The sequence below is a fragment of the Mycobacterium sp. genome (assembly GCF_032162605.1).
Classification (GTDB): Bacteria; Actinomycetota; Actinomycetes; order Mycobacteriales; family Mycobacteriaceae; genus Mycobacterium.
In genome coordinates this window covers 25428-35968 of sequence record NZ_JAVROT010000209.1, presented here as the reverse complement: position 1 = coordinate 35968, position 10541 = coordinate 25428, and the positions used below count along the sequence as shown (strand labels likewise).

At 66.4% G+C, this 10541-nt stretch carries 12 protein-coding genes; 8 read left to right on the top strand and 4 right to left on the bottom strand.

The window, feature by feature from the left end:
• The 5 genes from QOI01_RS13165 to dnaE form a co-directional block, all read left to right on the top strand.
• Nucleotides 1-511: RluA family pseudouridine synthase (locus QOI01_RS13165; RefSeq protein ID WP_526381551.1), on the top strand; the 511-nt coding region annotated here is incomplete at its 5' end.
• A gap of 38 nt (nt 512-549) precedes the next feature.
• Nucleotides 550-1449: an EamA family transporter RarD gene (gene rarD / locus QOI01_RS13160; protein WP_526381559.1), complete on the top strand. Its 900-nt coding sequence runs from the start codon at nt 550-552 to the stop codon at nt 1447-1449.
• The gene (locus tag QOI01_RS13155) at nt 1446-1664 is read left to right on the top strand and encodes a hypothetical protein (protein WP_526381549.1); all 219 of its coding nucleotides are present in this window, start codon (nt 1446-1448) and stop codon (nt 1662-1664) included. Before rarD ends, QOI01_RS13155 begins: the two co-directional genes overlap by 4 nt.
• A gap of 33 nt (nt 1665-1697) precedes the next feature.
• Nucleotides 1698-2354: a TetR/AcrR family transcriptional regulator gene (locus tag QOI01_RS13150; RefSeq protein ID WP_526381547.1), complete on the top strand. Its 657-nt coding sequence runs from the start codon at nt 1698-1700 to the stop codon at nt 2352-2354.
• A gap of 48 nt (nt 2355-2402) precedes the next feature.
• The gene (dnaE, locus tag QOI01_RS13145) at nt 2403-5933 is read left to right on the top strand and encodes a DNA polymerase III subunit alpha (protein ID WP_526381545.1); all 3531 of its coding nucleotides are present in this window, start codon (nt 2403-2405) and stop codon (nt 5931-5933) included.
• A gap of 17 nt (nt 5934-5950) precedes the next feature.
• On the opposite strand, the gene QOI01_RS13140 is transcribed toward dnaE, so the two are convergent.
• Together QOI01_RS13140 and QOI01_RS13135 are read right to left on the bottom strand one after the other, a co-directional pair.
• Entirely contained in the window at nt 5951-6796 is an 846-nt protein-coding gene (locus QOI01_RS13140; RefSeq protein WP_526381543.1) for a class I SAM-dependent methyltransferase, read from the bottom strand.
• Nucleotides 6797-6800: 4 nt separating this feature from the next.
• The gene (locus QOI01_RS13135) at nt 6801-7541 is read right to left on the bottom strand and encodes a hypothetical protein (RefSeq protein ID WP_526381541.1); all 741 of its coding nucleotides are present in this window, start codon (nt 7539-7541) and stop codon (nt 6801-6803) included.
• Between the two features lie 29 nt (nt 7542-7570).
• On the opposite strand from QOI01_RS13135, the gene QOI01_RS13130 reads away from it, so the two are divergent.
• On the top strand, nt 7571-8017 hold the full coding sequence (locus QOI01_RS13130; protein ID WP_526381539.1) for an SRPBCC family protein: 447 nt from the start codon (nt 7571-7573) through the stop codon (nt 8015-8017).
• Here QOI01_RS13130 and QOI01_RS13125 read toward each other — a convergent pair.
• A complete protein-coding gene (locus QOI01_RS13125; RefSeq protein WP_526381537.1) occupies nt 8014-8211 on the bottom strand; it encodes a hypothetical protein in 198 nt (65 codons plus the stop codon). The two genes, QOI01_RS13130 and QOI01_RS13125, sit on opposite strands and share 4 nt — an antisense overlap.
• An 88-nt stretch (nt 8212-8299) precedes the next feature.
• Here QOI01_RS13125 and QOI01_RS13120 point away from each other — a divergent pair, with 88 nt between their 5' ends.
• Both QOI01_RS13120 and ilvA read left to right on the top strand, forming a co-directional pair.
• Nucleotides 8300-8737, top strand: a complete 438-nt coding sequence (locus tag QOI01_RS13120) for a nitroreductase family deazaflavin-dependent oxidoreductase (protein WP_526381535.1) — start codon at nt 8300-8302, stop codon at nt 8735-8737.
• Between the two features lie 42 nt (nt 8738-8779).
• Nucleotides 8780-10075: a threonine ammonia-lyase IlvA gene (ilvA, locus tag QOI01_RS13115; RefSeq protein WP_526381533.1), complete on the top strand. Its 1296-nt coding sequence runs from the start codon at nt 8780-8782 to the stop codon at nt 10073-10075.
• Here the strand turns inward: ilvA and QOI01_RS13110 are convergent.
• Entirely contained in the window at nt 10072-10515 is a 444-nt protein-coding gene (locus QOI01_RS13110; protein ID WP_526381531.1) for a hypothetical protein, read from the bottom strand. The two genes, ilvA and QOI01_RS13110, sit on opposite strands and share 4 nt — an antisense overlap.
• Between the last annotated feature and the right edge of the window lie 26 nt (nt 10516-10541).

Sequence of the window (10541 nt, the reverse complement as noted above, 5' to 3'; positions counted from 1 at the left end):
GGGCACGTCGGGCGTGATGGTGGTGGCGCTTTCCGAACACGCCTACACAGTGCTCAAACGCGCCTTCAAGGAGCGCACGGTCGACAAGCGGTACCACGCGCTGGTGCAGGGACACCCCGATCCCTCCAGCGGAACCATCGATGCCCCCATCGGACGGCATCGGAGCAACGATTGGAAGTTCGCCGTCAGCGAGAGCGGCCGACACAGCACCACCCACTACGACACGGTGGAGGCGTTCGTCGCGGCGAGCCTGCTCGACGTGCACCTGGAGACCGGTCGCACCCACCAGATCCGGGTGCACTTCTCCGCGCTGCACCATCCGTGCTGCGGGGACCTGACCTACGGCGCGGATCCCACCTTGGCGAAGAGGCTCGGGCTGCAACGCCAGTGGTTGCACGCGCGCTTCCTGGCGTTCGCCCACCCTGCCGACGGTCGCCGCATCGAGATCACCAGTCCGTACCCGGCCGACCTGCAACACGCGGTCGACGTCCTCCGTCACCACGAATCGTGACGACCCGTTCGGTCGCCGAGTCCCGCCGACGCTCCGGTGTGCTGTTCGGCGTCGGAGCCTACGTCTGGTGGGGCCTGTGCCCAGGCTTCTTCCCGCTGCTGCTGCCCGCAGGTTCGTTGGAGGTGCTGGCCCACCGCATCGTGTGGAGTGCGGTATGCCTCCTGCTGGTGCTCGTCGTGGCGCGCCGCCTCGGTGATCTGCGCAGGCTCAGCGGACGCACCTGGCTGTTGTTGGCGGCGGCTTCAGCGCTGATCTCGGTCAACTGGGGCGTCTACATCTACGCCGCGACCCACGGACACGTCGTCGACGCGGCGCTGGGCTACTTCATCAATCCCCTCGTCACGGTGGCGATCGGGGTGTTCGTGTTCCGCGAGCGGATCGGGCATTGGCAGTTGATCGCGCTGGCGCTGGCGGTGGTCGCGGTGGTGGTGCTGACCGCGGAGGTGGGCGCCCCGCCCTACATTGCCGTCGCCCTCGCGGCGACGTTCGCGCTGTACGGCCTGGTGAAGAAGGTGGTGGTCGCCGATCCGCGCGTCAGCGTCGCCGTCGAGACCCTTCTGGCCCTGCCCCTGGCCGGCGGCTATCTGATCACGCTCCAGGTGCTCGGGCAGGGGCACTTCGCGGGCTACGGGACGGGCCACGCGATCCTGCTGACGTTGGCCGGACCCGTGACCGCCGTGCCGTTGCTGCTCTTCGCCGCGGGCGCGCAGCGGTTGCCGCTGATCACGATGGGTCTGCTGTTCTACCTGAATCCCGCTCTGCAGATGGCGTGGGGCGTGCTCGTCGGGCACGAGCCGATGCCGGTGGGTCGCTGGGTCGGCTTCGCGCTGATCTGGGTTGCCCTCGGTGTCATGACCGTCGGCTCGATGGGAAGGAAGCCCGCCGGGGAAGGTGTGGAGCGTGTCGAATCAGCGGCCCCTGGATCGTCATCACGGTGACGGGTTCGATGCACCATGCGGAAGGGTCTTCGCTCGGCACGACTGAGGAGGACTTGGCACCGGCGATGGAAGCCTTTGCTGTCTACGCCGACGATCTGGCCGAAGCAGGCCGCAAAGGCGAAGCGGCCGTTGCTCTTCGCCGCGCGATCGACGTGACTTCGGATCCCGCCATCGTCGCGTATCCGAGAAAACGTTTGCCACGGGCGAATATTTGACCGGGTCGCAGGTATGCAATACCGTTTGCCAGCATGGCGCTACGCGACGCTCGGCCACCCCGTCGACGCGGCCGCCCCGTCGGCTCGGACTCGGCAGAGACGCGCAATCGCATCCTCAAGGCGTCGCGAAAGGTGATCAACGAACGCGGCTATCAGGCCGCCACGTTCCAAGCCATCGCATTGGCCGCGGGACTGAGTCGCCCGACGCTGCACTACTACTTCGCGTCGCGCGAGGAGATCTATCAGGCGCTCGTTGCCGAGTCGGGCATCGTCCTCGCCGACTGCATCGCCACGGCACGGCAACACGACACCCTGGTGGATCAATTCTCCGCCCTGGTCGCGGCCATGCACCAAGCCGACTACGTCGACCGCTCGCAGATCGCCTTCCTGGTGAGCGCCCGGCTGGAGTCCACCAGGAACCCGGAGTTGCGCGCACATGCGGGCATCGAGCTGAGCGACTTCCTGACGGCACTGGTCGGCGACGCGAAGAGCCGAGGCGAGCTCCCCGAGGACTGCGCGATCGAACCGGTCGTGGAGATGTTGCGGGCGATGCTGTGGGGTATCGGCTTCTACGCGGGATTCGTGGACGACGCCGCGGACATGTACCTGATCACCGAGCTGCTCGGCAGGTTGTTCTCACACGGTCTGCTCGGATGTGCGGAAACTTCGTCGACTCCCGGCGACACGTAGGGCGACACGCCGAGCGCCGTCGGAGGGCGGCAATAGACTGGCGGCCCTATGAGCAAGTCGTTCGTGCACCTGCACAATCACACCGAATACTCGATGCTCGACGGTGCCGCGAAGGTCAAGCCCATGTTCGCCGAGGCGAAGCGGCTGGAGATGCCCGCGATGGGCATGACCGACCACGGCAACATGTTCGGTGCCAGCGAGTTCTACAACGCCGCAACGGATGCAGGCATCAAGCCGATCATCGGCGTCGAGGCCTACATCGCGCCCGCGTCGCGCTTCGACACCAAGCGCATCCAATGGGGCGACCCGGGTCAGAAGTCCGACGACGTCTCCGGTAGCGGCGCATACACGCACATGACGATGGTCGCCGAGAATGCGACCGGCCTACGCAACCTATTCAAGCTGTCGTCACTGGCGTCGTTCGAGGGCCAACTCGGCAAGTGGTCCAGGATGGACGCCGAGATCATCGCCGAAAATGCGGCGGGCATCATTGCCACCACGGGCTGCCCGTCGGGTGAGGTGCAGACCCGGCTGCGGCTCGGCCACGAGCGCGAGGCGCTGGAATCGGCGGCCAAGTGGCGCGAGATCTTCGGTCCGGAGAACTACTTCCTCGAGCTGATGGACCACGGCATCGAGATCGAGCGACGGGTCCGGGATGGCCTGCTCGAGGTCGGCCGCAAGCTCGGCATCCCGCCGTTGGCCACCAACGACTGCCACTACGTGACGCGGGAGGCCGCCCACAACCACGAGGCGCTGCTGTGCGTGCAGACCGCCAAGACGCTGTCCGACCCGAACCGCTTCAAGTTCGACGGCGACGGTTACTACCTGAAGTCCGCCGCCGACATGCGGGCGACGTGGGATGGCGAGGTACCCGGGGCCTGTGACTCGACGCTGCTGATCGCCGAGCGGGTGCAGCCCTACGCCGAGGTCTGGGCGCCCAAGGACCGGATGCCGATCTTCCCGGTGCCCGACGGCCACGACCAGGCATCGTGGTTGCGCCACGAGGTGGCCGGCGGGCTGGCGCGCCGCTTCCCGGCGGCAGTGCCCCAGGACTACGTCGACCGTGCCGAGTACGAGATCACGGTCATCTGCGACAAGGGCTACCCGTCGTACTTCCTGATCGTCGCCGACCTCATCGACTACGCCCGCTCGGTCGACATCCGGGTGGGTCCCGGCCGTGGCTCTGCCGCGGGGTCGCTGGTCGCCTACGCAATGGGCATCACCAACATCGATCCCATCAAGTACGGGCTGCTCTTCGAGCGCTTCCTCAACCCGGAACGCGCGTCGATGCCCGACATCGACATCGACTTCGACGACCGCAGGCGCGGCGAGATGCTGCGGTATGCGGCGAACAGGTGGGGCAGCGACCGGGTTGCGCAGGTCATCACCTTCGGCACCATCAAGACCAAGGCGGCACTGAAGGATTCGGCCCGGGTGCACTACGGGCAGCCCGGCTTCGCCATCGCCGACCGGATCACCAAGGCGCTGCCACCGCCGATCATGGCCAAGGACATCCCACTGTCGGGGATCACCGATCCCAGCCACGAGCGGTACAAAGAGGCCGTCGAGGTCAGAAATCTGCTCGACACCGACCCCGACGTCCGCACCATCTACGAGACCGCGCGCGGCCTGGAGGGTCTGGTCCGCAACGCGGGCGTCCACGCGTGTGCGGTGATCATGAGCTCCGAGCCGCTGATCGAGGCGATTCCGCTCTGGAAGCGGCCGCAGGACGGCGCGATCATCACCGGCTGGGACTATCCGTCGTGCGAGGCCATCGGCCTGCTCAAAATGGACTTCCTCGGCCTGCGGAATCTGACGATCATCGGCGACACCATCGAGAACATCAAGGCCAACCGGGGCATCGACCTCGACCTGGACGAGGTTCCACTGGATGACCCGGCGACCTTCGAACTGCTGGGCCGGGGCGACACCCTCGGTGTGTTCCAGCTCGACGGCGGCCCGATGCGGGATCTGCTTCGCCGCATGCAGCCGACGGACTTCGAGGACGTCGTCGCCGTCATCGCCCTGTACCGGCCGGGACCGATGGGCGTCAACGCCCACAATGACTACGCCGACCGCAAGAACGCCAGGCAAGCCGTCAAGCCGATCCATCCCGAGCTGGCCGAACCCCTCGAAGAGATCCTCGCCGAGACCCACGGCCTGATCGTCTACCAGGAACAGATCATGCGGATCGCGCAGAAGGTGGCCAGTTACTCGCTGGCCCGAGCGGACATCCTTCGCAAGGCCATGGGCAAGAAGAAGCGCGAGGTGCTCGACAAGGAGTACGAGGGCTTCTCGGACGGCATGAAGGCCAACGGCTTCTCGGCGGCAGCCGTCAAAGCGCTGTGGGACACCGTCCTTCCGTTCGCGGACTACGCGTTCAACAAGTCGCACGCGGCCGGTTACGGGCTGGTGTCCTACTGGACCGCTTATCTGAAGGCCAACTTCCCTGCCGAGTACATGGCAGGCTTGCTGACCTCGGTCGGCGACGATAAGGACAAGGCCGCGGTCTATCTGGCGGACTGCCGCAGGCTCGGCATCACCGTGCTGCCGCCGGACGTCAACGAATCAGTGGTCAACTTCGCCTCGGTGGGCACCGACATCCGATTCGGACTCGGGGCGGTGCGCAACGTCGGCGCGAACGTCGTTGCCTCCCTCATCAATACGCGCACCGAGAAGGGTAAGTACACCGACTTCTCCGACTACCTGAACAAGATCGACGTCACCGCGTGCAACAAGAAGGTGACGGAATCACTCGTCAAGGCGGGCGCCTTCGACTCGCTCGGGCACCCCCGCAAGGGCCTGTTCCTGATTCATACCGACGCCGTCGACTCGGTGCTGGGCACCAAGAAAGCCGAGGCGATGGGCCAGTTCGACCTTTTCGGCGGCGCCGACACCGCCGCGGACGCCGTGTTCGCCATCAAGGTGCCCGACGAGGAATGGGAGGACAAGCACAAGCTGGCGCTCGAGCGCGAGATGCTGGGACTCTACGTGTCCGGCCATCCCCTCAACGGCGTCGCGCATCTTCTGGCCGCGCAGGTGGACACTCACATTCCGGCGATCCTGAACGGCGACGTGCCCAACGAGGCGCAGGTGCGGGTGGGCGGCATCCTGGCGTCGGTCAACAGGCGCGTCAACAAGAACGGGATGCCCTGGGCCTCTGCGCAATTGGAGGACCTCACCGGCGGGATCGAGGTGATGTTCTTCCCGCACACGTACTCGACGTTCGGCGCGGAGATCACCGACGACACCGTCGTGATCGTCAGCGGAAAGGTGAATGCGCGCGACGATAGGCTGTCGCTGATCGCCAACGACCTCGTCGTTCCGGACTTCTCGAATGCTCAGGCCGACCGTCCCGTAGCGGTCAGCCTGCCGACCCGGCAGTGCACGGTGGAGAAGGTGGGCGCGCTCAAGCAGGTGCTCGCCAACCACCCGGGAACCTCGCAGGTCCGACTGCGGCTCATCAGCGGCGACCGCATCACCACGCTGGAGCTAGATCAGGCCCTTCGGGTGACGCCGTCGTCGGCCCTGATGGGTGACCTCAAGGCCCTACTGGGTCCGGGTTGCCTCGGGAGTTGACGGGTCGACGCCCGCTGTCAGAACCGGTAGCGAAGGATCCGCGCCTTGCGCGCCCCGGTCTTGGTCATTCCGGTGAGCCTGGTGGCGGCCCGCAGCCAGCCGGGGAACAGGTCCACCTCGGGAGCCTTGGTGAGGCTGGCCTCCTCCACCAGCCGCAGCCGCGGACTCCACGTCTCGGGATGGTGCGCGTCCTTGAAACCGGCGTAGCCCCACTGACTTCCGACGTCGTGAAACATCTTCTGGGGCAGAAGCTTGATGGCGGCGTGGCTGAACCAGCCGATGCCGCCGTAATCGTTGAAGGCCAACTCCCCGGAACCGAAGTGGTCGGTGATCCCGCGGAACAGATCGACGATCACCTCTTCGCGGAGAAACGCCAGTAGTCCGTCGGCGATCAGGATGGTGGGCCGGTCGGCGGGAATCGTTTCCGGCCAGCGCTTCTCGGCGAGCGATACCCCGACCGAATGCGAACGCGGTCGGCCTGGCAGGACCCGATCGCGCAGCGCGACGACGTCGGGCAGGTCGACGCTGTACCAGTCGACCGACGCTGGCGGGTCGACTCGGTAGACGCCGCAGTCCAGGCCAGCGCCGAGATCCACGACGACGGCGTCGGGATGGGCGGAGATGAAGCTGCGCACCCGGTCGTCGATCATCTTGGCCCGCAGCGCCGTCTGGCACACCACGCTGGAGCTGACGCCGAGGCCTGCGAAGTCGTAGTCGATGGTGCCGACGACGTCGTCGGCAAGTGTGTCGCCGAGGATGGGCCGTGCCCACCGACTGTCCAGCGCCCTGGCGTACTGCGTCAGGAACGCGGTCTGCTCGACCGGCGCGAGGTCGGAGACGTCTTCAAGCCCGTCAATGCCCACCCCGTCAGCCTAGGACGTTCACCGCTCGAGCAATGACGAGTGCGATCGTCGACATCGAGACCAGCGACTGAATGGTCATCATGCCCTTGGCCCACCGCGCCAAGGGCATGGTGTCGGTGGGCGAGAACGCCACCACGTTCGTGAAGCTGACATACAAATAGTCGACGAACGTCGGCCGCCAATCTGGTCCGGCCTTGTCCGGGTCCGACATCTGCGGGAACAGAAAGTCGGGATACGGCTGCTGACCCGCCCGCCGTGCGAACGGCCCGCCACGGTCCAGTTCCCAGTACCAGATGCCGAACGCGATGACGTTGGTGACGAAGATGGCGGCGCCACTGCCGAGCAATACGGCCGCGTTGTTGCTCACCTCACCACTGAGAATGCGTTTCGCCAGGACGACGGCCGATGCCGTGTTGTCGATGGTGATGGCTGCGGTCAAGGCGAGGCTGGCCCACTTCCCGACCGTCGTCGGCCGCGACAGCCGGACCGGGTTGATGAGCAGCAGCACCAGGAGCAGGAGAAGCTCCATGCCGACCAGCGGCCAGCGTGGCACCACCGTGTACTGCACGGGAATCGAGTGCTGGATGACGACCGCGGCAAGGATCGCGATGACTACCGGCCAGCGATTCTCCGGAGCGCCGGGCCGCAGCCACGACGGGACGTGGTGTTCGGCGTCAGAGGCGAGGTGTTCGGCCCGCTGCACGAAGGCCTCGACTTCTTGCGGGTGTTCGGGAGTTTCGGCCATGTTCCCAGTGTGTCCGTCACGATGGACCGATGAATGACGACACGACCGACTCGGCTTCACCCCCCGTCGCTTCGCTCGCCCCGTCCAGACCCCCCGTCGCTTCGCTCGCCCCGTCCAGACACGTCAGCGTGTGGATCGACGCCGCACCGGAGGCGGTGTACGCCTTCGCGTCCGATCCGGACGCGTTACCGCGCTGGGCGGCTGGCCTTGCCGATCCCGCGCTTGCCGACGCCGACGTCGAATTCGTGCCTGATAACGAGTTCGGCGTCCTGGACCACGTGGTCCAGCTGCCGACCGGTGAACAGGTGTACAACCCGATGCGGGTGATTCCCGCCGGCGCGGGCGAGCCACGCTGCGAGGCGGTCTTCACCCTTCGGCGACGCCCTGGGATGTCGGATGAGGAGTTCGAAGCCGATGCCGCGGCGGTGGCCGCTGATCTGGAGACGTTGCGCCGGCTGGTCGAGAACGCCGGTTAGGCGTCGGAGGAGCCGAACACGCTCGGGCCGAGCCAGATCACGGTCGCGGCTGCCGCGGCGGCGAGTACGGCAGTGGCTGCGCTCGTCGTCGCGACTCCGACGACGATGAGGACGAGCAAGCCGACGGCCAGGGCAACGAGTTTGTAGACGGGCCACGGGACGCCCGCGATGGGCACCTTCGTCGACGTGGTCATGCCTTCACGATAGCTCGCAACTTAGATTTCGGCTAGCCGAAACACCGGTTCCGGGCAAGCCCTCTTCCGTCAGTCATATGCTGGTCCCATGCCTTTGACTGGAGAGTACGAACCAAGCACGTCGGATTGGGCCCGGGAAAATGCCGAGTCGTTGATGGCGTCCGGCGGCACCGAGGGAACGGAACTCAAGGGCAGGCCGGTGATTCTGCTGACGAGCATCGGGGCGAAGTCCGGAAAGATCCGCAAGACCCCGCTGATGCGGGTGGAGCACGACGGGGAATACGCGGTGGTGGCGTCGTTGGGCGGCGCACCGAAGCACCCGGTCTGGTACTTCAACATCAAGGCCAACCCGCGCGTCGAACTGCAGGACGGCACCGTCACCAAGGACTACGACTCGCGCGAGGTGCTCGGCGAGGAAAAGGCGGTCTGGTGGGAGCGCGCCGTCGCCACGTGGCCCGACTACGCGGAGTATCAGAAGAAGACCGACCGTCAGATCCCGGTGTTCGTGCTGACTCCCGTGAGCTAAACCCGTTTTCGCCTGCGAGGGGGCAAGTGGCACCATTGACCGGTGTCCGCCGAACTGAGCCAGACCTCGCGCCGTCCCGCGCCACTCGGCGCCTCGGACATCGATGAGGCCGCTCAGCGAATTTCGAAGGTGGTCACCCTCAGCCCGCTGCAGTACAGCGACCGGTTGTCCGCGGAGACGGGCCTGCAGGTATATCTCAAGCGTGAGGATCTGCAGGCCGTCCGCAGCTACAAGCTGCGAGGTGCCTACAACCTCCTGATGCAGTTGACCCCGGACGAGATCGCGGCGGGTGTCGTGTGTTCCTCCGCTGGCAACCACGCCCAGGGCTTCGCGCTGGCCTGCCGCTCAATGGGGATCCACGGGCGTGTCTATGTCCCTGCCAAGACTCCCAAACAGAAGCGCGACCGGATCCGCTACCACGGCGGCGAGTTCATCGAGTTGATCGTCGGCGGGGCGACCTATGACATCGCCGCCGCCGCCGCACTCGATGACGTGGCGCGTACCGGTGCGACCCTGGTGCCGCCATACGACGATCTGCGCACCATGGCGGGGCAGGGCACGATCGCGGTCGAGATCCTCGCGCAGTTGGAGACCGAACCCGACCTCGTCATCGTTCCCGTCGGCGGTGGCGGGTGCATCAGCGGCATCACCACCTACCTTGCGGAGCGGACCACCAGAACGTCGGTGCTCGGGGTGGAGCCGGCGGGAGCGGCCGCCATGGTCGCGGCGCTGGCCACGGGCGAACCCGTCACGCTCGAGCACGTCGATCAGTTCGTCGACGGAGCCGCCGTCGCGCGGGCCGGGGCACTGCCGTACGCCGTGTTGGCGGCAGCTGGTGACATGGTCTCGATTACCGCGATCGACGAGGGAGCGGTCTGCACCGCGATGCTCGATCTGTATCAGAACGAAGGCATCATCGCCGAGCCGGCGGGTGCACTGTCGGTTGCCGCGCTGACGGAGGCCTGCTCCCAGGGCACCGTCCAGCCTGGATCGACCGTGGTGTGCCTGATCTCGGGCGGTAACAACGACGTCTCCCGATACAACGAGGTACTCGAGCGGTCCCTGGTGCACCTGGGCCTCAAGCACTACTTCCTGGTCGACTTCCCGCAGGAGCCGGGGGCGCTGCGCCGATTCCTCGACGAGGTGCTCGGCCCGAACGACGACGTCACGCTGTTCGAGTACGTCAAGCGCAACAACCGCGAGACGGGTGAGGCGTTGGTCGGCGTCGAACTGGGCTCTGCGGCCGACTTCGACGGCCTGATGGCCCGGATGCGCGCCTCCGAGATGCACGTCGAGGCGTTGGAGCCGGGTTCGCCCGCCTACCGTTACCTGACCTAAGCTGCCTTCGCCCTTCGACTGACGAGGACGATCGCTTCGTCGTTTGCACGGAAGATCGGCTCGATCGGCACACCGAAGCGGTTGGCCGCGTCCTCGAGTGCCGTTGCCCAGTGCCTGTCGGCGTCGGTGATTCCGCCGACACCGGACCGGCTGAGGAGTAGCGCGACGGTGCTGCCCTCTCCTACGTTGGCGACGAGGACCCTCAATGCGGTCATCACGTTCTCGACCAGAGCGGGCCCTGGGCTCGCGGCGACGGGCACATGACTCGCGACCTTGATCAGGCGACGGTCGGGTCCGATGAAGGCGAACCACAGCAGACGTTCGCCGAATCCCAGCGTCCCCATCAAGGCCCGCCAGCGCTGGCGCAGGTCGGCGGGGGAAGCGATGGGGTCGGTGGCGGTCTCGGCGGGCGGAATCGGCAGGAATTCGTGGTGGCTCATGGCCAAATGATCGGTGCTCCCGTGAC

Excerpts from the sequence above, each read along its gene's own strand:
- dnaE (WP_526381545.1), top strand. The coding sequence starts at position 2,403 with ATGAGCAAGTCGTTCGTGCACCTGCACAATCACACCGAATACTCGATG.
- QOI01_RS13110 (WP_526381531.1), bottom strand. The coding sequence starts at position 10,515 with ATGAGCCACCACGAATTCCTGCCGATTCCGCCCGCCGAGACCGCCACC.
- QOI01_RS13135 (WP_526381541.1), bottom strand. The coding sequence starts at position 7,541 with ATGGCCGAAACTCCCGAACACCCGCAAGAAGTCGAGGCCTTCGTGCAG.
- QOI01_RS13125 (WP_526381537.1), bottom strand. The coding sequence starts at position 8,211 with ATGACCACGTCGACGAAGGTGCCCATCGCGGGCGTCCCGTGGCCCGTC.
- QOI01_RS13150 (WP_526381547.1), top strand. The coding sequence starts at position 1,698 with ATGGCGCTACGCGACGCTCGGCCACCCCGTCGACGCGGCCGCCCCGTC.
- QOI01_RS13130 (WP_526381539.1), top strand. The coding sequence starts at position 7,571 with ATGAATGACGACACGACCGACTCGGCTTCACCCCCCGTCGCTTCGCTC.
- QOI01_RS13120 (WP_526381535.1), top strand. The coding sequence starts at position 8,300 with ATGCCTTTGACTGGAGAGTACGAACCAAGCACGTCGGATTGGGCCCGG.